The following is a 756-nucleotide window of genomic DNA, read 5'->3' as shown; positions in this document are numbered from 1 at the left end:
GCCCACGCGGTCGCGGCGCAGCTTCGTCAGGCCCGCGTCGTTCAGCCGGGTGAGAACGCTGTCGCCGATGCGCACCTCGCCCCGGTCGACCGTGTCCAGGCCGGCGAGGCAGTGCATGAGGGTGGACTTGCCGGACCCGGACGGGCCCATGATCGCGGTCAGCTTCTCCCAGGCGAACTCCGCGTTGATGCCGCGCAGCGCCACCACCTGCGCTTCGCCGCTGCCGTACACCTTCCACACGTCCCGGGCGGAGGCCGCGATCTGACTCACGTAGATCAAACTAACGGGCGGAACGCCCGGCTAGTGAGCTATCCGCCTAATCAGCCCGCGACGGCGCGTACGGTGTCGAGATGCTTGAGCCGGTCCAGGACCGCGTCGGCGGTCGGGGCGGTCAGCTCGTCGACGATCTGCCCGTCCGCGAGGAAGATCACCCGGTCGGCGTACGAGGCGGCGTTCGGGTCGTGGGTGACCATGACGATCGTCTGCCCGTACTCGTGGACGCTGCGGCGCAGGAACGCGAGCACCTCGGCGCCGGAGCGGGAGTCCAGGTTACCCGTCGGCTCATCGGCGAAGATCACTTCGGGGTGGGCGACCAGGGCCCGGGCACAGGCGACGCGCTGCTGCTGGCCGCCGGACAGCTGCGACGGGCGGTGGCCCAGACGCCCGCCCAGGTCCACCGTGGCCACGACCGTGTCGAACCACGCCCGGTCCGGCTTACGGCCGGCGATGTTCAGCGGCAGCAGGATGTTCTCCTCG

The 756-nt window shown here is 70.5% G+C and carries 2 protein-coding genes; both read right to left on the bottom strand.

Annotated features, from left to right (window positions below):
* On the bottom strand, positions 1 to 270 hold a 270-nt coding region (locus ABD211_RS32980), incomplete at its 3' end, for an ATP-binding cassette domain-containing protein (RefSeq protein WP_344140438.1).
* A gap of 50 nt (positions 271 to 320) precedes the next feature.
* Positions 321 to 756 (bottom strand): ABC transporter ATP-binding protein (locus tag ABD211_RS32975; protein ID WP_344140436.1); only part of this gene is annotated, 436 nt, incomplete at its 5' end.

The organism is Luedemannella flava, assembly GCF_039528515.1.
Taxonomy (GTDB): Bacteria; Actinomycetota; Actinomycetes; order Mycobacteriales; family Micromonosporaceae; genus Luedemannella; species Luedemannella flava.
This window is presented reverse-complemented; position numbering and strand designations above follow the sequence as displayed.